The organism is Flavobacterium gillisiae (assembly GCF_900107635.1).
GTDB classification, from domain to species: domain Bacteria; phylum Bacteroidota; class Bacteroidia; order Flavobacteriales; family Flavobacteriaceae; genus Flavobacterium; species Flavobacterium gillisiae.
Genome location: NZ_FNRD01000016.1, coordinates 17,840 through 37,555, shown reverse-complemented (window position 1 = coordinate 37,555; position 19,716 = coordinate 17,840). Strand labels below are relative to the sequence as shown.

At 34.0% G+C, this 19,716-nt stretch carries 18 protein-coding genes; 10 read left to right on the top strand and 8 right to left on the bottom strand.

Translation table 11 applies throughout. The annotated features are described in order from the left end of the window. Nucleotides 1-25: 25 nt before the first annotated feature. Together BLV35_RS17880 and BLV35_RS17875 are read right to left on the bottom strand one after the other, a co-directional pair. A complete protein-coding gene (locus BLV35_RS17880) occupies nucleotides 26-421 on the bottom strand; it encodes a response regulator (protein ID WP_091093455.1) in 396 nt (131 codons plus the stop codon). Then, entirely contained in the window at nucleotides 418-3,261 is a 2,844-nt protein-coding gene (locus BLV35_RS17875; RefSeq protein WP_091093452.1) for a PAS domain S-box protein, read from the bottom strand. The genes BLV35_RS17880 and BLV35_RS17875 overlap by 4 nt, the downstream gene beginning before the upstream one ends. 489 nt (nucleotides 3,262-3,750) lie before the next feature. Here BLV35_RS17875 and BLV35_RS19345 point away from each other — a divergent pair, with 489 nt between their 5' ends. From BLV35_RS19345 to BLV35_RS17860, 3 genes are read left to right on the top strand one after another with little or no spacing between them, the layout of a single operon-like run. After that, nucleotides 3,751-3,903 (top strand): hypothetical protein, encoded by a 153-nt coding sequence (locus BLV35_RS19345; protein WP_091093450.1) that lies wholly within the window; start codon nucleotides 3,751-3,753, stop codon nucleotides 3,901-3,903. A 16-nt stretch (nucleotides 3,904-3,919) separates the two neighbouring features. Further along, on the top strand, nucleotides 3,920-4,150 hold the full coding sequence (locus BLV35_RS17865) for a hypothetical protein (protein ID WP_091093448.1): 231 nt from the start codon (nucleotides 3,920-3,922) through the stop codon (nucleotides 4,148-4,150). Nucleotides 4,151-4,157: 7 nt separating this feature from the next. Beyond that, on the top strand, nucleotides 4,158-4,538 hold the full coding sequence (locus BLV35_RS17860; RefSeq protein WP_091093446.1) for a YchJ family protein: 381 nt from the start codon (nucleotides 4,158-4,160) through the stop codon (nucleotides 4,536-4,538). A gap of 145 nt (nucleotides 4,539-4,683) precedes the next feature. Here the strand turns inward: BLV35_RS17860 and BLV35_RS17855 are convergent, their stop codons facing one another. Continuing rightward, nucleotides 4,684-5,919, bottom strand: coding sequence for an ATP-binding cassette domain-containing protein (locus BLV35_RS17855; protein WP_091093444.1), 1,236 nt, complete (start codon nucleotides 5,917-5,919; stop codon nucleotides 4,684-4,686). A 279-nt stretch (nucleotides 5,920-6,198) separates the two neighbouring features. On the opposite strand from BLV35_RS17855, the gene BLV35_RS17850 reads away from it, so the two are divergent. From BLV35_RS17850 to BLV35_RS17840, 3 genes are all read left to right on the top strand, one after another. Beyond that, on the top strand, nucleotides 6,199-7,317 hold the full coding sequence (locus BLV35_RS17850) for a vWA domain-containing protein (protein ID WP_091093442.1): 1,119 nt from the start codon (nucleotides 6,199-6,201) through the stop codon (nucleotides 7,315-7,317). Between the two features lie 173 nt (nucleotides 7,318-7,490). After that, nucleotides 7,491-8,954 carry an AAA family ATPase gene (locus BLV35_RS17845; RefSeq protein ID WP_091093438.1) on the top strand — a complete coding sequence of 488 codons (1,464 nt, stop codon included), beginning with the start codon at nucleotides 7,491-7,493 and terminating at the stop codon, nucleotides 8,952-8,954. Nucleotides 8,955-9,124: 170 nt separating this feature from the next. Continuing rightward, complete coding sequence (locus tag BLV35_RS17840; protein ID WP_091093435.1) at nucleotides 9,125-9,718, top strand: 2OG-Fe(II) oxygenase; 594 nt, start codon at nucleotides 9,125-9,127, stop codon at nucleotides 9,716-9,718. A 195-nt stretch (nucleotides 9,719-9,913) separates the two neighbouring features. On the opposite strand, the gene BLV35_RS17835 is transcribed toward BLV35_RS17840, so the two are convergent. The 3 genes from BLV35_RS17835 to BLV35_RS17825 all read right to left on the bottom strand — a co-directional run bounded on the left by BLV35_RS17835 (nucleotide 9,914) and on the right by BLV35_RS17825 (nucleotide 12,615). After that, the gene (locus BLV35_RS17835; protein WP_091093432.1) at nucleotides 9,914-10,624 is read right to left on the bottom strand and encodes a DUF4339 domain-containing protein; all 711 of its coding nucleotides are present in this window, start codon (nucleotides 10,622-10,624) and stop codon (nucleotides 9,914-9,916) included. Between the two features lie 100 nt (nucleotides 10,625-10,724). Next, nucleotides 10,725-11,867 carry a saccharopine dehydrogenase family protein gene (locus BLV35_RS17830; protein WP_091093430.1) on the bottom strand — a complete coding sequence of 381 codons (1,143 nt, stop codon included), beginning with the start codon at nucleotides 11,865-11,867 and terminating at the stop codon, nucleotides 10,725-10,727. A gap of 187 nt (nucleotides 11,868-12,054) precedes the next feature. After that, entirely contained in the window at nucleotides 12,055-12,615 is a 561-nt protein-coding gene (locus BLV35_RS17825) for a DUF6642 family protein (RefSeq protein ID WP_091093427.1), read from the bottom strand. A gap of 278 nt (nucleotides 12,616-12,893) precedes the next feature. Here BLV35_RS17825 and BLV35_RS17820 point away from each other — a divergent pair, with 278 nt between their 5' ends. Next, the gene (locus tag BLV35_RS17820; protein ID WP_091093424.1) at nucleotides 12,894-13,385 is read left to right on the top strand and encodes a hypothetical protein; all 492 of its coding nucleotides are present in this window, start codon (nucleotides 12,894-12,896) and stop codon (nucleotides 13,383-13,385) included. Between the two features lie 281 nt (nucleotides 13,386-13,666). Here BLV35_RS17820 and BLV35_RS17815 read toward each other — a convergent pair whose 3' ends face one another. Both BLV35_RS17815 and mnmE read right to left on the bottom strand, forming a co-directional pair. After that, on the bottom strand, nucleotides 13,667-13,843 hold the full coding sequence (locus tag BLV35_RS17815) for a histone H1 (RefSeq protein ID WP_074723847.1): 177 nt from the start codon (nucleotides 13,841-13,843) through the stop codon (nucleotides 13,667-13,669). A 225-nt stretch (nucleotides 13,844-14,068) separates the two neighbouring features. Beyond that, entirely contained in the window at nucleotides 14,069-15,469 is a 1,401-nt protein-coding gene (gene mnmE / locus BLV35_RS17810; protein WP_091093421.1) for a tRNA uridine-5-carboxymethylaminomethyl(34) synthesis GTPase MnmE, read from the bottom strand. Between the two features lie 381 nt (nucleotides 15,470-15,850). Here mnmE and BLV35_RS17805 point away from each other — a divergent pair, with 381 nt between their 5' ends. The 3 genes from BLV35_RS17805 (at nucleotide 15,851) to BLV35_RS17795 (ending at nucleotide 19,595) form a co-directional block, all read left to right on the top strand. Beyond that, nucleotides 15,851-16,684 (top strand): universal stress protein, encoded by an 834-nt coding sequence (locus BLV35_RS17805; RefSeq protein ID WP_091093419.1) that lies wholly within the window; start codon nucleotides 15,851-15,853, stop codon nucleotides 16,682-16,684. Between the two features lie 216 nt (nucleotides 16,685-16,900). Then, on the top strand, nucleotides 16,901-17,737 hold the full coding sequence (locus BLV35_RS17800) for a universal stress protein (protein ID WP_091093417.1): 837 nt from the start codon (nucleotides 16,901-16,903) through the stop codon (nucleotides 17,735-17,737). Nucleotides 17,738-17,822: 85 nt separating this feature from the next. Beyond that, nucleotides 17,823-19,595, top strand: coding sequence for a MutS-related protein (locus tag BLV35_RS17795; RefSeq protein WP_091093414.1), 1,773 nt, complete (start codon nucleotides 17,823-17,825; stop codon nucleotides 19,593-19,595). The last annotated feature ends 121 nt before the right edge of the window (nucleotides 19,596-19,716 follow it).

The following is a 19,716-nucleotide window of genomic DNA, read 5'->3' as shown; positions in this document are numbered from 1 at the left end:
TAGAACTTAATTGTTATATGGCCTTTTAATCATTAGAAGCAATCAATTCGATATCGTTCTTAGTAATAGGTTTAGATAAATAGCCTAAAATTGAAGCATAGGTTTTTGATTTGTTTTTGTCTTCAATGGCAATAGATGAACTGGAAATATATACAGCGATGTGTTGATTTATTAAAGGTTTTAGTTTTTCCATTTCTTCCATAAATTCCCATCCGTCCATAACCGGCATATTGATATCTAATAAGATGATGTCTGGAAGTGGCTCCTTGTTTTCTATTGCATGAATCAAAGCTTCTATTCCATCCTTACCGTCATAAAAAGAAGAAGTAACTGAGAATAAATTTGTTTTTTGAATAATTTTAGTGACGATAATTTGGTAAATGGCATCATCGTCAATCACCCATATTTTCTTTTTTGTCATCGGATGTAGATTTTAAATATGGTACCAATGTTTAGTTTACTTTCTACTGTAATATTCCCGTTCATGGCATCGATTTGGTTTTTTGTAATAAATAATCCAATTCCTTTTGACTCTGGGTTATTACTGAATGTTTTATACATCCCAAAAATTTTGTCGGCATTTTTCACAAGGTCAATTCCAATTCCGTTGTCCGAAATTTGGAGCACGTTCATTTCGTCTTCAATTAACCATTTAATACCAATAAGAGGTTCTCTATCTGGATGACTATAGCGAATGGAGTTAGATATTATGTTATGTAATATACTCTCTAAATAAGCGGGGTTGTAATTCACCATTACATCGCTTGGAACGTTTGTCATAATTGTTACTTGTTTGGCAATTATTTGTTCAGAAAGAACATTTTGTGTTGCCTCTAAATAGTTTTTTAAGTTTAAAGACTCCGATACTAAGCCGATGTTATTTCTAATGTTTATAACCTCATTAAGATGCAACATCGTTTCGTTTAAAGAATTAGATACCGATTTTAACAATAGTAACATTTCGTTTTTTTCTTCTTCAGATTCAGAAGTTTCAATTAAGGACATAATTGATGAAATATTGCTGGTATGCGATCTTAAATTATGAGATACGATATAAGAGAAATTCAATAACCTTTTATTTTGTTCTGTGACGAGGTTAAAAGAATTTTTCAAATCTTTTTCGGCTTCTTTATTTTTGGTAATATCAATCATAATTCCGCGCAAACCGGAGGGCTTGTCATTTTTAAAAACGATAGTCACGATGTCCCTCAGCCAAATAACTGAACCGTTTTTGGCAATCATTCGATACTCAAAATCATGGTTTAAATTCTGGCTCGTTTTTAAAACGCAATAATTGATTACTGATTCCTGATCCTCGTGATAAATATGGTCAGCCCAAAAGGTAGGACTTGCTAACCATTCTTCATCTGTATAGCCCAGTATGTTTTCTACTTTTTTACTGATAAAAGAAAAAGAAAAGTTTTCAATATCGCATTCCCAGACAATTCCATCAATCGTATTGATTAGAGACTCCGTTCTTGTTTGTGAATCAATAATGATTTTCTCCGCCGTTTTTCGTTCTGTTATATCTTCATTAGAAACAATAATTCGGTCTAATGATGTTTCATATCCTCTTATTACATTCCATCTTAAATTAATGAAGCGTAATTCTTCTTTTGAATTTTTGATAATTGTATCTAAAACCACTTTTTCATGGTTTTGAGTGATGGCGATAAGTTGTTTTGTGAAACCTTCATAAGAGCTACGATTGAACAATTCAGATTTGACCTTTAGTAATTCTTCTTTCGAGTTTACTTTATATAATTTTAGACAAGCTTTATTTACATTTACTAGTTTGATTAAGGAGTGTAGTTTATTGGTTTCTTTTGGATTACTAAGGAGGTAATGTTCTACAGTCTCCTTTTTCAGGTTCATTAAATTAAGTTCTTTAAGATAAGATTTTACCTTAGAGAAATCTTCTTCCCTTAACGGTAAGGGGGAGTCTTCAAACAGACTTTTAAAATGATTTTCAGTTTTTTTAATTAACTGTTCTGCTTCTTTTTTTAATGAAATATCTTCAACAATTGCAATGTGTTTGGATGGTTTTTCATCGATATTCCAAAGTGGAGAAACGGTAATATTAGTCCAAATAATCTTTCCGGATTTGGTTATATATCGTTTTTCCATTGCATACTCTCTGATCGTTCCTTGCTTCAGTTTTTCTAAATTAGACAAGTCTTCGTTTAAGTCGTCAGGATACGTTACAGATTGAAAAGTTTTTTTCTGTAATTCTTGAGCTGAATATCCTAGTAATTTAGAATATTGTTCATTGATTTCGAGAAAATAACCGCTAAGAGAATCCACATATACGATGCCCACAGCAGCTTGGTCAAAGATAGATTTGAATTTTATTTCGCTTTTAATAAGGTTTGCTGCCTGTTTTTCGACTAAAAGTTGTAATTCTGCCGGTTTTTTTAGCATCATGGTTACTAGAAAGGCAAATAAAGCTGCTAAAAGCAAGCCGAAAATAGCCGGTACTACAATTTGGCTATATAAATAGTTTTGATGTTTAGCGGTAAGATGTATTTCCCAATCACCGTCAGGAATACCAATTGATACGCTATAGTTTTTTGAAAATTCGTTCTCTTTGGGTAGGTAAAAGACCTCTTTTTGAGTAGTAGGATCTACCTTTGAAAACTGAAAGTAATATTTAGAACGGTCTATGTTATATGCCCCCGAAGACTTTAATAAGTCTTCTAATTTAATGATAACTGCTGAAAAACCCCAAAATTTATCGTTTTGGAATACAGGAAGACGCCCGACAATTCCAACGCCACCTTGCTTTAGATTAATGGGTCCAGCAAAGTACATTTTCTGACTTTGAATTGATTTTAACGCTTCTTCTCTAAGATATGCTGACTTTAAAATGTTTAAACCCATTGCGGCTTCGTTGCCTTTTGCGGGATAGGTAAATCGAATTACTCCATTAGGTACTAATTGTACTGCAGAGATGGTTTGATTTGAAGCTACTAATTTCTTTCCAATACTGTCAAAATTTTCAGGAACTCCCTGATCATTTATGGTAAGGGCTAGTGTTAGTGTGGAGGTGTAAGAGTTTTTAAGTGACTGTTCAATGTTTTGATTAATAACTTGAAGCTTACTCCTCATTGCACGATGTTCATCGTCTTTAACTATTTTAAATTGCTGAAAGCCAATAAAACCAACAATAATACTCAATAACAGGAACGTAAAGAAGCCTGTTGCTCTGGGCTTTGTTAAAAATAAACTGTAAAATTTTAATCTATTATTTTCAGATTTCATTTATGCTATTTGATAGATTTTGGGAACTTTTAATATTTTACAATTTAAATTACAAAGATTTTATAAATATATAAGAAATTACTGAAAACCGTAAATTTATAGATACTTAATTATACTATTATAATGAGTGATTTTCGTGTTTGGATATCGTTTTAAATATTAAACAAACAAAATTAGTAACTAAAATATCTCTTTTACTTTTTATAAACCAATAACTAATGTTATTAAATTATTAACTTTCAATTGCTTGATGTCTATTAATCAGGAGTCAAGTTTTGTTTTTTGATCAAACCATTGGTATAAAGATTATGTTTAGTTACTTGAGCGTACTATCAGTTTCAATTAAAATGCCGAACTTTGCCGAAGAATTCTGTAGTACAAGAATCTTCCATTTAAGATAAATACCCCTGTTATTTTTTTTAGTGATTCATTATAGACCTTGTTCGTTAAGAACTGGTAGTATAGAAACGGATTGAAAAACAAATTATTATGAGTAGAAATAACGAAAAGAATATCAAAAAACACAACGATAAGTTGCATAAAGCGCAGGATAGGGTTAAAAACGCAGAAATTCTTCGCAAGGAAAAATTAAAACAAATTACGAAAAAATTCCACGACGCTAAAAATTCAGATACGATATAATATAATTAAAGAAATAATGGAAAACGAAAAATTCATCGAATTAAAAGCAAATGTTCAAGGAATAATTGATTTGATTGCTGCGAAAAACGCAAAAGAAGCGAATAATAGATTAGTGGAAGTAAGTGAGCAGCTGGACGATTTTCTTGATTTTTCAGATGAGGACGAGGATTTGATTGAAATCAGTAAATACCAAGTGTTATTAAATCAATTACAGCAAAAGATAATTGCTCTAAACGGGCAACTATAACTTACAGATGACAACATTAAAATGTTATTGCGGTTCGCTAAAGGAGTTTAGTCAATGTTGCGAAGCCTACATTAAAGGAATCGAAAAGGCGCCTACTGCAGAAGCTTTAATGCGCTCGCGCTATTCCGCATTTGCTACCCAAAAAGCAGATTATTTAGTTGCTACCACTCACTTTTCTACTAGAAAACAACATAAGAAAGAGGACATTCTAGAATGGTCTCAAAGCAATAAATGGATTAAATTAGCTGTTGTAGCGGCTACTGCATATACCGTTACCTTCAAAGCATTTTACCTTGACAGCGAACTTCAGGCGCAAATTCATCACGAACATTCTACTTTTAAATTAGAAGATGGGAGTTGGTTCTATGTGGATGGAGAATTTTACTAATCAGTCTCAATTTTATTATTAGCACTTAATTGCGTGAGTGATTGCAGCGGAAATCCTCTTTGTTCTCGTTTCTAAGAACGAGAACAAAGAGATTGAGAGCGTAAAGCACGACCCTTGTGGTCACGCCCACAAAAAAATATTTCATTTAAGTTCTAATTTTGCCTGTTGAACCTGTTGTGTTTGGGGTTAGTTCGTATATTGTTTCTGGAATGATATTGGGCTCAATTCTATGCGAAACGTATAAAATTGCCATATTTGTTTCTTTGGATAAAAGGGTAATGAGTTGTGCCACCAAAGCTACATTTTCATCATCTAAGCCTTCTACGGCTTCATCTAAAATTAATAATGGAGGATGTTTTAGCACGGCACGCACAATTAGGGCAAGTCTTTGTTGTCCAATGGAAAGTGTTTTGAAAGGTTTATTTTTAAGTGGACTTAAATGAATCAATTCTAGCCATTGAGACACTATATTTTTTTGTAAAATTGAGGGTTGGGTGTACAAGCCAATGGAGTCAAAAAAACCAGATAAAATCATTTGTTCGAGACTGTCATTTTTTTGAAATAAATCAGTCATAGCAGTCGAAAAGTAGCCAATATTCTTTTTTATATCCCAGATATTTTCTCCGCTGCCCTTCTTTACACCAAAAAGATATAAATCCTGTCCGTAACCTTTTGTATTGTCTCCAGTTATTAAGGAGAGCAAGGTGCTTTTTCCGGAACCATTAGGGCCTAATAAGTGCCAAAAATCTCCTTTTTTAATCGTCCAATTAATAGTATTTAAAATTGGTTTTTCATGGTAGCTTACGCAAAGATTCTTCATTTCGATTAAAATCTCTTGTTCGAAAACGATGTTCTCGATAGGAGCGGGAATGCTATTTGCTTTAAATAAATTTTGCTCTTTATGCGCTGCGTTCATTTCGTTTAGTACGAATGAATTGTCCTTAATATGTGCTTTTTTTACTTGAAAAGGCAATAAATCACTTTGACGGTTTACAAGCAGAATTAACTGTGTTTTTTGAGCTAATTGCTGTAATGTAAGAGTGATTGCATTTCTCGAACTTTGGTCTAAATGGTCTAGCGGGTTATCTACAATAATAAAATCAGGTTCTTGGTTGATGCAGTAGTTCAGAAAAACTTTTTTTCGTTCGCCAGATGAAAATGTTCTTAATTTCCGTGAGGTTTCAAACGAAGTTTCAACAGTATCATATTGGTACTCTTTTTTGATATAGTTGTCTATGGCAATATCTGAAAATAGGATTCCTTCTTTAGTATTGAAATTACTTAGTTCTGAGCTGGAATTTCCAGAAAGTATAGTTTCTATAAAGGCATTTTTATCGACCTGATTGGATAGAAAGATTCCCCAATGTTCTAGTGGTTCCATTTTATTTTTTTAAAACGATAAAATTAAACTTATTTTATTGTAGCGCAAACTGAATCGTAGAACTTTTCTTTAAAAAATAAATATAGTTGCCAAGAACTGCCAAGAATTTTTAAAACTTATAAAATACTAATTCTATGAATTTTGGCTGGCGCATGAAATATTTATGTGAATTTTTGACAATAAAAATTTTTATAGAATGTAACCACAAACTCTTTTTTAACTAAAAATTAATAATCGTTTGCGGAGTCGCTGTTTCAAAATAATGTAATTTTAAAGTCTATGAAAAATGATAATAAAAAAGGTTTCTACTTCAAGCAATATGAGGCGCCAAATCAGTCTCCGTTTGATAAACTCTTTGGGATTTTCAAGGAATTAATCACTCATACTTCAGGAGACTTTGACGAAGCAATTGACTGGCTGCGGGAACTTGACAAGGAATATAAACTCACAGATGAACACTATACCATCGACGATTTTATAGAAGATTTAAAGAAAAAAGGATACATCAGAGACGAACTTAAGGACGATGGAACTTCGGGTATTGGAATAACGGCTAAGACAGAACGAGCGATCAGGCAGCAAGCTTTAGACCAGATATTTGGAAACTTAAAACGCTCTGGAAACGGAAATCACAAAACAAAACATTCCGGTAATGGGGATGAGCATACGGGAGAATTTAGGGAGTTTCATTTTGGCGACGGCCTAGAACGAATTTCTTTGACCGAGAGTTTGCGAAACGCCCAAATCAATAACGGAGTGGAGGACTTTATGCTGACCGAAAATGATTTGGTTGTTGAAGATACCCAATACAAATCCCAGATGAGTACCGTGTTGATGATTGACATTAGCCATAGTATGATTTTGTATGGAGAAGATCGAATCACGCCTGCCAAAAAAGTAGCTATGGCGCTGGCTGAGCTGATTACAACGCGTTATCCAAAAGACACATTGGATATTTTGGTTTTTGGAAATGATGCTTGGACGATTGCAATCAAAGATTTGCCGTACTTGAAAGTAGGCCCTTTTCACACTAATACCGTTGCGGGATTGCAGCTGGCAATGGATTTACTGCGAAGAAAGCGTAATACCAACAAACAAATTTTTATGATCACGGACGGTAAGCCGAGCTGTGTTCGCGAAAAAGATGGTAGTTACTACATGAACAGTAATGGTCTGGACGAATATATTGTCGATAAATGCTACAGTCAGGCACAACAAGCTAGAAAACTACACATTCCTATCACAACGTTTATGATCGCAAATGATCCGTATTTACAGCAATTTGTCAATAAATTTACGGAAGCCAATCAAGGGAAAGCTTTTTACACTGGACTAAAAGGACTTGGCGAAATGATCTTTGAGGATTATGAGACCAATCGTAAGAAGAGAATAAAGTAGTGTTCAGTAATCCAGTTAAAATTTAAAGAGGAAACCATTAAGATATTTAGAAAATTAAGAAATAGCTGAATGAATCTTAATTTCTAAATGGTTTAAATAAAATTATGCAAAATTAGACCTAGCGAGACTTGCGTATAACGTAGCGCAGTTTGCGGTTAAACAAATTAAAAAAAATGAAAATAGAAAACATAAATACATTAGGCGAATTAAAGGCTTCAGGATATCAAAGTAAAAGTATAAAAGAAGAATTGCGCACTAATCTTCGTGAGAAAATAAAATCAGGAAAACCAACGTTTGATGGTGTTCACGGTTTTGAGAATACGGTGATTCCAGAGTTGGAACGTGCTATTTTATCGCGTCATAACATCAATTTATTGGGACTTCGTGGTCAAGCCAAAACGCGTTTAGCCAGAAAAATGGTTGAATTATTGGATGAGTATATTCCGTTTGTGACCGGTTCAGAGATTAATGATGATCCTTTGAAACCGATTTCGCGCTACGCCAAAGATTTAATTGCAATAAACGGAGATGCAACTGCTATTTCATGGCTGCATAGAAGTGATCGCTTCTTTGAAAAATTAGCGACGCCAGATGTAACCGTTGCCGATTTAATAGGTGATATTGACCCTATAAAAGCAGCCAATTTAAAACTGTCTTATGCTGATGATCGTGTGATTCATTTTGGGATGATTCCGCGTGCTAACCGTTGCATTTTTGTAATTAATGAATTACCAGATTTACAAGCCAGAATTCAAGTGGCATTGTTTAATATTTTGCAGGAAGGTGATATTCAAATTAGAGGATTCAAATTAAGAATGCCACTCGATATGCAATTTGTATTTACTGCAAACCCTGAAGATTATACTAATCGTGGGAATATTGTGACTCCGTTAAAAGATAGAATTGGATCCCAAATATTGACGCACTATCCTGAAACAGTGCAAATTGCCCGTACTATTACGGAGCAAGAAGCAAATCTAGATGTGATTCAGAGTGATATGGTTCATGTTCCTTCTTTGGCCAAAGATTTACTAGAACAAATCAGTTTTGAAGCTAGAGAAAGTGAATACATTGACAATAAAAGTGGGGTAAGTGCCCGTATGAGTATAACCGCTTATGAAAACTTATTAAGTACGGCAGAACGTCGCGCGCTTAAAGCCGGAGTTGATAAAACGACCTTGCGTTTGTCGGACTTTATGGGAATTATTCCGTCGATTACCGGAAAGGTAGAGCTGGTTTATGAAGGAGAGCAGGAGGGAGCGGCTTATGTAGCCCAAAACCTGATTGCGTCAGCGATTCATACTTTTTTTCCAGGCTATTTTCCGAAAATTGAAAAACTAGAGAAGCCAGATGAAAAAACGGCCTATACAGATTTAATCGAGTGGTTTTTTGCCGAAAGCGGTTTTGAACTATTGGACGACGCGACAGACGAGCAGTATCAAAGAATTCTAGGATCAATAGTCCCACTGGAAATATTGGTTAAGAAATACCAACCCCAATTAGAAAAAGAAGATCGATTTTTTATGAAAGAATTTATTCTTTGGGCGATGGTAGAATATAAAAAACTGAGCAAAGACAGAATAACGGATGGCTATCAGTTTAAGGATATGTACGGCAGTTATATCAGTAAATTGTAATTAGAAAATAGTAGTTATATAATTGTAAAAAGGATTCAGATTCACTTCTGAATCCTTTTTTTTGTGTACGTATATTGTATAGATTATTAAGTTTAGTTTATAAAAACCTATTGCTATTTCTTTTTAAGCTACCTTGCTCCGTTGGCATCACTTTCGGTCAATGTACTACAATGGAAAATAGCTTTGAAGCTTTAATTACCTCTTATATTGAGAATAAAGTAGGTATATCTGAACATTTTTTAAGCAACGACTTGGCCAATAGCTTAAAGCAAAATTTACTCGCCTTAAACCAACAAAATTTATTAATTGTAGCAGGAACAGGAAATTCAGAAGTGATTACTTATGATAACGCCGTGAGAAGCGATTCTATTTATTGGTTGGATAAAAAACACAATAACGAATTTGAAAATGCTTTTTTTGAACAAATCGAAGCTTTTATTGCTTACTTAAATGAGAGTTGTTACACTGGAATTACGGGCTATGAATTCCATTATTCCTTGTATGAAAAAGGGGATTTTTACCTCGAGCATTTTGATCAATTTCATAATAACCCTAGTCGGAAGTATTCGATGATTAGTTATTTAAATGACAATTGGCAACCGGCTGATGGAGGAGAATTACTAATTCACCAAGAAAATAATAATCAGAAAATCGCGCCTACACAAGGAAAGACAGTTTTCTTTAAAAGCGATGAATTACTTCATGAAGTTTTAGTGACTCAAAATACTAGAATGAGTATTACAGGATGGTTAAAATGTGATTGATTTTATAATATCTTTTTATACCAAGTATTAAGAAATGGCACACAGATAAAGCAGATTTCATCAGATTGATATTTTAGGATGTAAAAAATCCGTATCGTCTTAAATCTGCTGTATCTGCGCTATTTTTGTAATTTAGTCCGTTCAGTATACTTTTAAAAGAGTATTATTTAAGTGTCGGTTTTAAGGAAAGGGTTATTAATGAATCGTCTCAAGTTGTAAATACAATCTGTCTGATTCATTTTCTAATTGGTTTATTTGAGTCTTTAGGTTTTGAAGATCATTTTGCAACAAACTCATTTCTTCCATTTTTTCATTTTCAGATCGAAAGAATTTAAATTTTTCGGCATCAATTAAATCACTTTTCGCCTTCTCTAATTGGTTTTTATTGTCAATAAGCAAGGTCTTTATTTCAGTAATACGACTGTTAATTGAATCTCTTCTTCTCAGGTTATTATTTTCTAATGCTATTCTTTTTCGAATTTCGTCTTGAATGCGCTGCTCATTAAATTCGTTCTGTTCCAGTGTAATTTTTTCGTTACTAAATTCTGTTTGTTTGTTTTTCAAGTCTAATACGCTTCTTTTATTATTTTGAATGACATTGAGAACAAATACGGCTATGAAAATGGCTAAAAATGATATTGCTAAAAAAAAGTGACTTTTCTTTAATCCTAAAATGGTTGCAGAAGTTTTTTGTTGTTCTATTTCGGGAGTAGCAATAACTTGTTTAAAAGGTGGAGGAATTACTTTAAAAAAAGAGTTAAGTTCTTCTATCTCATGGGCATGTTTCCATTCATCCATTCCTTGGTGCCAAACTAAAGTAGCTTTATTTAGGTGTTCGTTTTTTAATTCGTCCAGGGTAAATGGACCACCATTTTCCTTCCCATTATTGATGTAGTAGGTTCTCATTATTTGCGAATATTTGCTATGCTTTAATAGAGCGTAATATTACAAAAAAATGCATTTTGTTTGTATGGAAAACCAAAGTTTGTTTCATACTAATTAGGCATTAAATTTTTCCATATACTCTAGAAACAAAATTCCCATTAAGGAATGCTGCGGAGTCAATTTGGCTTTGTAGAAGAGCACCTTTGTACTTACCTTCGAGCAGTAATTGTGCCGCTTGCGCCAAAGGTGCTGCGGTAGTTGTTTGAATGGCTCTTAATTGATGATTCCCTATTTTTTGTGGAAATATGGTTTTGGCTATTTCGCGACGGCGTAAAACTCCTTCAATATCTTTGCCTTCGATGGCAGCATACAATACAATTTGGTCGTCCTCAATATGCGGAATAACCTCTTGCATTTTTTGTTGAAGCGTTTTAATTGCAGCTTCTGTGTTGCCTATTTTTTTAATTTGTTTGTCCACCCAAGCGTAATGACCGGGATAACGCAATGTTTTATAATCGAGGTGGCACACTTTTCCGGACAAAGCATCGGGTAGATCGGCGGCACCTCCAGAGGTGAGATCTTCTTCGTAAGTAATGCCGTCAATAATTATGTTAGCTCTTTCTGATAAGGAGGGTAGCGTGGTTTTTACATAATCTCTCAGAACAATGGTATCCTTTAGATATTCGGTTGCGACACCTACTGGACTCCAAGTAAAGCCGTAAAAGTGGGGCGCTACGGCATGTTTTGTTAAGGCACCAACTTTAAATTCTAGCGTGTGAACAGAGTTTACCTTGTAGTCATTTCGAAATTGTTGAAATAACTCATGGGCCAATAAATCAATATAACCTGGGGCTAAGCCCGTTTGCAATAGAAAACCAGTATCCGTATTTTTAGACAAAGCTATAATTTCTTCCGTTTCGGCAACATATTCAGTAAGGTTAGCGTAGTGAAGGTTGAAGTCTTTTGCAAATTGGGCTATTCTCGGAGCTACACTTCCTGGAAGGCAATCGAGAATGATGTCTCCTTGTTGAAAGATGTCTTTCATTTCATCAGTAATTCCCGTTTCGCTAAGGTCAAACGCTTTAACGACACAAGGTTTTGTAGTGCCTTCCTCAACCCATTTGGCTACTTTTTTAGCTTTTAAAAAACTTCTGTCCCCAATATAAAGAGTAGGTGTGACGTCACTCCATTCGGCTAAAATTAAACTAACAGCCTCAGCAATACCTCCAGCTCCTGCGATAATAATATTGAAATGTTTTTTCATCTACTAAAGTTAGTAAATTTTATATAAACAACTGATTTTTAATTTATTAAAATAATAATAAACATTTAGTGCGACCAAAAATTGTGGAATTAGTCTTTTTTAAGTTTTAAAATTTGTGTCAATTTGTGAAATTCGTGTCAACTTTTTTTATCGAAAGTTAAAAGTGAATGCACTTTGATGTTGTTTTCTAGTAATACATTCTAAAATCGAGGAGTTTACAAAGTGCATAGTGTTTTTGATGTAATTCTTCAACTATTTCAACAAGGTCATCTTGTTCTTCACATAAGCTAAAAAAAGCTTTGTCTAAGTGAATACTACTCAAGGTATGCAACGATTCTCCATAGCCTGAAATGGCACGAGCATTAGTGATATCTAAAAAGTATTGCGCTTCCTCTGTAGTTAAATCTAAAACTTTTTTATTCGAAAAGTGAACAATTTTCCCTCTTAATTTTCCTTCAAATAACTCAGCGATTTCCTCTAAGCTATAATAGTAATCATGTAAGCAAATATTGTTTTCTTGTCCGGGCATTACTAAATAAATGATGACATAATCTTTAAAATTATGATCATCATATAGCAAAGCGCCTAAGCTTTCTTCTAATCCTTCAATGGTATCGCAGGTTTTGTAAATACTGGCAATATTATGCTCAAGGGCAAATTTTTCTAAGTTTTTTACCACCTCAGTAGTTGTAGTGGTATCTACGTCAGGAACACCTTCGAGGCAGAAGATAAAGGTTTCATCGTCCATGAAATTATGTTTTGTATTCTTAAATTTTAGGCTAAATTAAAATATTTAAAGAGACTTTTTAGTTCTTAGGACGGAATTTAATGTTAATTTTTATCTAGAACTAGATTCAATTATTTTATGTGTTTTTCGAAAAAAATAGTATTTTTAATCTCCGTAAAAGAATATACTTGCACTCTTCTAAAATGGATTCAATTAGAGTGGTTATGGTTAGAAATTTTATTATTTTTCGATCTCTAATGTAAATTAAAATTTTAATTAAATTATAAAACCAACCAACTATGTCTCGATTAGAGAATACTCAAAACTTAGCAATCTATCAAAAAGCCGAATTAATTTACCAATTAGTAGAAAGCTTGATGGGCTCTTTACCAGAAGACGATGATTATATTCAAGGCACAAAAGACTTGATGCGAGCTGATGCTATGATTATTATGGCAAAAATTGCGGGAGCTGAAGGAGGTGATTTATATAGTATTCGGATGCAGAACGCAGCAATTATTAGAGATCATGCGATGCACTTATATGTACAAGTGGGAAGTTTACGATTTCATGAGAGCTATAAAGATTTAGAATATGTAAAACTCATTAGAAAAGAAATTGATGAATTTCGGTTGTTGTTTTTAGATTGGGTAGCTGGTTTTGACATTAGTAATCATATTTGGGACGAATGGGGTTTGTTTAATCCAGAAGGAGCAGTTCCGCCGACTGAGAGTGATAGCTTTGATGAAGATGATTTTGATAGTAGCGATTTTCTTGATGGGGAGCAATAGATCGTATCGAAGGTTTACGTCCTGCCCAGGATAGCAGCGGAAAGCCCGCAAGGGAAGGAGCACCGTATAAAACAAAACCCAAAACAGCGACCGTAGGAAGCTCGTTTTGGGTTTATGTTTTAAGGGAGATTCCCGCGGACTTTTAGTGAATAGCCTGAAATGGCAGCCTTGTGACTATTACTATACAGCTGTTCACTAAGTAAATTCCGTTTGAATACGACTTAATTGAATTAAAAAACAAAAGTCCTTAGATTGACTAAGGACTTTTGTGTAAAAGGCAATTATTTTTTAGACTCTTCGATAGAAAGTTTTCTAAATTCTTTTAGCATTTTTTCCATTTCTAAAGTTGACTTACGTGCTCTTGCTCCAGCAGCTTTTACCCCTTTTTCAATTAGAGATTCTGTTTCTGCAGTAAATGCTTCAAACTCAGCGTTAATCTTTGCTACTAATTCTTTCATGTTTTTTTTATTATAGTTAAGTTACAAAAATAGAATTTTGCCAAAGATAGCCTAGTAAAATTATGTTAAAAATAATTTAAGATTTAAATTATTTGCTCAATTAGTGCCAAAAAACAATGTTCGTTTTAATTACAGTTAGCTAATTAGATGATCAAAACATTGCGGTTGTTTTCTTTTTATTTGAAGTTTTGATGAAGTTTAAAGACTACTGAATCGAGACTATTGTTATTTACCGATACAAAAATTAGCAAATATATTCCCCAATAATTCATCATTCGTTACCTGACCCGTAATCGTACCAAAATGATACAAGGCTTCCTTGATATCGATAGCCATTAAGTCGCTAGGTAGGTTCGTTTCTAGTCCGTATTTTACTTTGGTTATTTCCTCCAATGCTTTCAGCAGGGAGTCATAATGTCTGGTATTCGTAACTATCGTTTCGTTATTTCTTAGTGCTCCGGTATTGACAAAAGACAGCAGTTGGTTTTTTAATTCATCAACCCCGATGTTTTGTTTAGCAGAAATCATTTCGAGAATCACGTTCAACGGCTGGAGTTGATTTTTGATTTCGGCAACTTCGGCATCCGACAGTAGTTCGGTTTTATTGATGACCACCACTAATGGTTTTAGCGGAAATTGATTCTTTACTTTCTCGATTTCTACGATATATTCAGAACTTTGAACTTTAAACTTCAAACTATCAAACAGATACAATACCACCTGTGACTGTTCTATTTTTTCGAATGTTTTGCGTATTCCGATGCTTTCCACAACATCTTGTGTCTCGCGAATTCCTGCCGTGTCGATAAATCGAAATCCTATTCCGCCAATGACTAGTTCGTCTTCAATAGTGTCACGGGTTGTTCCGGCAATCTCCGAAACAATGGCGCGTTCTTCGTTCAATAAAGCATTCAGCAATGTCGATTTCCCTACATTAGGCTCTCCCACAATGGCAACAGGAATTCCGTTTTTGATGACGTTCCCCACTGCAAAGGAATCGATAAGGCGTTTTAGAACAAATTCGATTCTGTTCAGTAATTCGTGGAATTGGGTACGATCTGCAAATTCCACATCTTCCTCGGCAAAGTCGAGTTCGAGTTCGATGAGCGAAGCAAAATTTAACAGTTCTTCTCGTAATTTAGCTATTTCATTAGAGAAACCACCACGCATTTGCTGCATAGCGATTTGGTGTGATGCTTCATTATCAGAAGATATTAAATCAGCAACGGCTTCGGCTTGCGATAAATCTAATTTTCCGTTTAGGAAAGCACGTAGTGTGAATTCTCCCGGGTCAGCCATGCGACAGCCTTTACGCAGTAGTAGTTGTATAATCTGTTGTTGAATATATGTAGAACCATGACAGGATATTTCAATCGTGTTTTCGCCTGTATAAGAGTAGGGTCCTTTAAAAAGTGACACTAATACTTCGTCGAGCGTTTTTTGGTCGTCGATAATATGCCCTAAATGCAGGGTATGTGTTTTTTGCTTGGTTAAATCTTTGTTTTTAATGGATTTAAAAACACTATTACCAATAGTAATTGCTTCAGCGCCTGAAATTCGGATGACTGCAATAGCTCCAGCTCCAGAAGGTGTCGCTAAGGCTACGATCGAATCGTTATATAACATATTTTTATTGTCTAAGCGACAAAGGTACTAAATCTATGTAAGTATCTATTTATTTAAGGAAGCGCCTTTTTGTTATTATAAGTTAAGCGCAGGGCATTTGCTTTTAAAAACTTATTGAATATGATTTTTTAAAAATAATTTTTTTTTAGCCGTGAATTGAACGAATTCGCACGAATAAATTATCAGCCCGAACAAAATTCGTGGAATTAGTCTTTTTTAAGTTTTAAAATTCGTGACTATTTGTGACATTCGTGGCAATTTTTTTTTGGAAAAATTAAAATTGAATGACTTGATTTAAGCTTGTTGCGGTAGGTGGCTGAATTTTATTTCGTAACTTTAGAATTGTATTCGTTGCTACAATTTACTTTAAACTGATAAAACATGAAACGTATTCTATTTCCAACCGATTTTTCTAAAGTGGCCACCAATGCTTTCGTTCACGCCTTAGCATTTGCAAAAATAATACAAGGAGAACTTATTGTATTGCATTCTTACCCGCTGCTGCCGATTGATGACCAATTTTTTCCAGAGAATTTTAAGATGGTTTACGACACAGTTGAGTTAACGGAGTTCGATATGTTTAAAGAGGAAATTCCAAAACTTCGTGCTATTGCAGAAGCTTGTAATTTGGATAACATAAAGATGTCGCATCGGTTAATGGAAGGCGATTTAATAGATAATATTAAAAAGGTTGTTGATACGGATAAAGTTGACTACGTTGTTATGGGAACCTCCGGTGTAACAGATTGGGATGCCGTTTTTGTTGGTTCTAATTCAGGAGATGTCATTATTGGGATAGCGGTTCCTGTTTTATGCATACCTTTAGAAGCCAAACATAAAACCATTAAAACGATTGGATTTACGACCCGTTATCGAGCTAAAGATAAGATAGCAATTAATGCAGTTTTAAATTTGGCAAAGATTATAAATGCCAATGTGAAGTGCCTCTATGTAAAAACTAGTGATTCTGATGTTTCAAAAGAAACTATTGCAGAATGGAAAGTGGAGTTTGAAAAACAACCTATTGAATTCGTTGTCGTCGAAAGTGATGAAATCAATGAAGCAGTTTTAGATTTTATTACCAATAAAAACGTGGATGTGTTGACCATGTTAATCTATAAAAGAGGTTTCTTTAAAGGGTTGTTTCAACCTAGCTATACTAAAAAGTCACATCCAGAATTTCACATCCCAATTTTAGCCATCCATATCGATTAAAGAAAAAGCGTAGCTACTAGGTAATAATGTAGGTATAAAAATAGCTCCTAATTATCTAAGGTCCTAGCTGAATATGTTTAAAATTTCAAAAAATAACAATCTTAAATATGCAGAAGTTTATTTGTTAAAATAAATCAAACTGACTGATATTTATCATATTATAATTGTAACTTTAGGTGTAAATTTGAATATTCTTCCACTTAAAAACATAATAGTATGAAACGTATATTATTTCCAACCGATTTTTCTGAAGCCGCTACTAATGCATTTGTACATGCTTTAGAATTTGCGAAAATAGTACAAGGCGAACTAGTTTTATTGCACGCCTTTGAGTTGCCAGTATTCGACAATCAGTTTTTTCCGGAAAATTATATGATTATCTATGAATCAGTAGAATTGTCACAATTTGAAATGTTTAAAGAAGAAATTCCGAAACTTCGTGCGATAGCAGAAGAGCGAAATCTGGATAAAATTAGAATGACGCATCGCCTGATGGATGGTAATTTGCTGTATAATATCAACAAATCAATCAAGGATGATAAAATAGATTATGTGGTTATGGGTACTGAAGGAGCTTCAGGATGGTCAGAGTTTTTTTCTGGTACGAATACGGGTAATGTTTTGGCCGATATTGATGTTCCGATGCTATGTGTTCCTATTGATGCTAAATTCAAAAAAACAGAAACCATAGGTTTTACAACACGATTTAGAGCTAAGGATAAAAAAGCGCTTAAAAACACTATAAAATTAGCAAAAATGGCTAATGCAGTTGTAAAATGTCTTTATGTAAAAACTAGCAAATCGGATGTTGATCGATCAACAATTAAGAATTGGGAAGAGGATTTTGAGAACGAGCCAATTGAATTTTTTGTGATTGATAGCGACGAAGTAAAGGAAACTATTTTAGATTTTATCTTATACCAAGAAATTAATGTTTTGACGATGGTGACATACAAAAGAACGTTTTTTGAAGGCCTATTCCATCCCAGCCTAACTAAGAAATTTGCCAATAATTTTGACGTTCCCATTTTGGCAATTCCTATGGAAGATTAACTTTACAGTGTTGTTATATTGTTCCTTATTCTAATAGCTTATTTATTGCGGTACACCTATATTTGTATTTCAATTAAATCGAAATATGGATTCATACAGTACTAAGAGTAAAAGCTATTCGCAGGAATTAAGCAAAATCAATAAAAAATACAATAAAATCAGTTTACTTAGACTGTCGTCTGTTGTTCTTTTTTTAGGATCTCTTTATTATTACATACAAAACAGCGAAGTTATTTTTATAATTTCCGCTGTTTTCTTTTTTGCTGCCTTTATCATCTTAATGCGAATTCATTCCAAGTTGCTTTTCGAAAAAAAGATAAATTCGGCTCTGGTGGGAATCAATGAAAATGAAATATCCTATTTGGCGAAAAAAAACATTCCATTTGAAAACGGACAAGAGTTTAATGATTTTCATCATCCCTATGCATATGATTTGGATGTTTTTGGTGAGCATTCCCTGTTCCAAAACTTAAATAGAACGGCCACTTTTATAGGAAAGAAGAAGTTAGCCAATCAACTACTTACATTATCCCCAAATGAAGAAATCATTAGAAACCAGACAGCTGTCAAGGAGCTTTCCGAAAAGTTAGACTGGCGTCAGAATTTCTTGGCTTTAGCCATAATAAGCAATGATTCAAAAGCGAGTTATGAAGGATTAATGAAATGGAGTAAATTTCAGAGTGCACCAGTATCTAAAGGGGCAATCGTGCTTTCTTATATTACGCCTTTGCTATTTCTAGGCATTCTTGTTTCGTATATAAGTACTAATGAGGCAATTTTACTATCCTATCTATCCTATGTGTTTATATTGAATTTGGTAATTATGGGTGCCTTTTTTAAACGAATCCAAATCGAAATTGCCAATGCGGAAGATATCGATAAGGTGATCAGTCAATATGGTTTATTGCTTAAAAAAATAGAAGAGGAATCCTTTCATTCTCAAAAGTTGATGGATTTGCAACAGAGACTAAAATTTAAAGCAGAAAACGCAAGTCATCACCTCCAAAAATTATCAGAGTTGTTTTCTAATATGGATACGATTGGAAATCTATTGACGGCTTCTTTGTTCAATGGTACCTTCCTTTTTAATCTTCATGTATTAAATAAATTACTCAACTGGAAAAAAGAGCATGCTGAGGCAATGGAAGACTGGCTTGACGTTATTGGTGAATTCGAAATGTTGAATAGCTTGGCTAATTTTGCTTATAATAACACTGATTTTGTTTATCCAACGTTAAATACCGAATTTAAAATCAATTTCTCAGATTTGAGTCATCCTTTATTGAATCCTAAAACTAGAGTAGGGAATGAGGTAGCTTTTCATCCGCAATCTTTTATGATATTGACAGGGTCGAATATGTCAGGAAAAAGTACGTTTCTACGTAGTTTGGGAATAAACATGGTTTTATCAGGTATGGGATCGGTGGTTTGTGCGAATGAAGCCAATGTACACCCTTTGCCGGTGTTAGTTTCGATGCGCTTGTCAGATTCGTTGTCAGACAGTGAATCTTATTTTTTCGCCGAAATAAAGCGCTTAAAACAGATTATGGATGAATTAGAAGGAAATGCTGCTTTTGTATTATTGGATGAAATTCTGAGAGGAACTAATTCTGATGATAAAAGAAACGGAACTATAGAAGTCGTTAAGAAAGTAATTGCCCATAAAGCCATTGGTGCGATTGCAACACATGATATCGAAGTTTGCCTGACTACAAATGAATATCCGGATATTCTAACCAACAAATGCTTTGAAGTCGAAATAGTTAATGACGACTTGCATTTTGATTATAAACTCCGTGACGGAATATGTAAAAATAAAAGCGCTACTTTTCTAATGAAGAAAATGGGAGTGATTTAATACCAAACACAAGTACAGTATAGTCATAACTAATTTTTGTCACATCGAGCGGAGTCGAGATGCAATAGTGGTTCTCGACTCCGGTCGAACTGACAATTGGGCTGCTTTATAAATAGCATTG

Coding starts and splice junctions, on each gene's coding strand:
- BLV35_RS17850 (WP_091093442.1), top strand. CDS start 6,199: ATGAAAAATGATAATAAAAAAGGTTTCTACTTCAAGCAATATGAGGCG.
- BLV35_RS17880 (WP_091093455.1), bottom strand. CDS start 421: ATGACAAAAAAGAAAATATGGGTGATTGACGATGATGCCATTTACCAA.
- BLV35_RS17800 (WP_091093417.1), top strand. CDS start 16,901: ATGAAACGTATATTATTTCCAACCGATTTTTCTGAAGCCGCTACTAAT.
- BLV35_RS17845 (WP_091093438.1), top strand. CDS start 7,491: ATGAAAATAGAAAACATAAATACATTAGGCGAATTAAAGGCTTCAGGA.
- BLV35_RS17825 (WP_091093427.1), bottom strand. CDS start 12,615: ATGGACGATGAAACCTTTATCTTCTGCCTCGAAGGTGTTCCTGACGTA.
- mnmE (WP_091093421.1), bottom strand. CDS start 15,469: ATGTTATATAACGATTCGATCGTAGCCTTAGCGACACCTTCTGGAGCT.
- BLV35_RS17820 (WP_091093424.1), top strand. CDS start 12,894: ATGTCTCGATTAGAGAATACTCAAAACTTAGCAATCTATCAAAAAGCC.
- BLV35_RS19345 (WP_091093450.1), top strand. CDS start 3,751: ATGAGTAGAAATAACGAAAAGAATATCAAAAAACACAACGATAAGTTG.
- BLV35_RS17875 (WP_091093452.1), bottom strand. CDS start 3,261: ATGAAATCTGAAAATAATAGATTAAAATTTTACAGTTTATTTTTAACA.
- BLV35_RS17795 (WP_091093414.1), top strand. CDS start 17,823: ATGGATTCATACAGTACTAAGAGTAAAAGCTATTCGCAGGAATTAAGC.
- BLV35_RS17865 (WP_091093448.1), top strand. CDS start 3,920: ATGGAAAACGAAAAATTCATCGAATTAAAAGCAAATGTTCAAGGAATA.
- BLV35_RS17860 (WP_091093446.1), top strand. CDS start 4,158: ATGACAACATTAAAATGTTATTGCGGTTCGCTAAAGGAGTTTAGTCAA.
- BLV35_RS17855 (WP_091093444.1), bottom strand. CDS start 5,919: ATGGAACCACTAGAACATTGGGGAATCTTTCTATCCAATCAGGTCGAT.
- BLV35_RS17830 (WP_091093430.1), bottom strand. CDS start 11,867: ATGAAAAAACATTTCAATATTATTATCGCAGGAGCTGGAGGTATTGCT.
- BLV35_RS17815 (WP_074723847.1), bottom strand. CDS start 13,843: ATGAAAGAATTAGTAGCAAAGATTAACGCTGAGTTTGAAGCATTTACT.
- BLV35_RS17805 (WP_091093419.1), top strand. CDS start 15,851: ATGAAACGTATTCTATTTCCAACCGATTTTTCTAAAGTGGCCACCAAT.
- BLV35_RS17840 (WP_091093435.1), top strand. CDS start 9,125: ATGGAAAATAGCTTTGAAGCTTTAATTACCTCTTATATTGAGAATAAA.
- BLV35_RS17835 (WP_091093432.1), bottom strand. CDS start 10,624: ATGAGAACCTACTACATCAATAATGGGAAGGAAAATGGTGGTCCATTT.